Source organism: Streptomyces beijiangensis, assembly GCF_017315755.1.
Classification (GTDB): Bacteria; Actinomycetota; Actinomycetes; order Streptomycetales; family Streptomycetaceae; genus Streptomyces; species Streptomyces beijiangensis.
In genome coordinates this window covers 1-305 of record NZ_JAFLRJ010001480.1, presented here as the reverse complement: position 1 = coordinate 305, position 305 = coordinate 1, and the positions used below count along the sequence as shown (strand labels likewise).

At 69.8% G+C, this 305-nt stretch carries 1 protein-coding gene; it reads left to right on the top strand.

Going from position 1 to position 305, the window contains the following annotated elements:
* The coding region (locus J0695_RS42345; protein ID WP_206970105.1) for an alpha-L-fucosidase at positions 1-305 on the top strand (305 nt) is incomplete at both ends.

Sequence of the window (305 nt, the reverse complement as noted above, 5' to 3'; positions counted from 1 at the left end):
GCTCGGCAGTCTCCCCAACGACTCGACCGAACCCGACATCGGCTCCCGGGCCAGGCTCCTCGACCCGGCGATCAACTACCTCCAGTGGTACCCGGCCGAGGCCGACGTCTCCAACCGCCCCGGCTGGTTCTACCACCCCGACGAAAAGCCCAAGACAGCCGCGCAGTTGATGGACCTGTACGAGAAGAGCGTCGGGCGCAACGCCTCGCTCCTGCTCAATGTCCCGCCCGCGCCGGACGGCCGGATCGCCGACGAGGACGTCGCCTCGCTGACCGCCTTCGGGGCGGGCCTGCGCAGGGTCTACG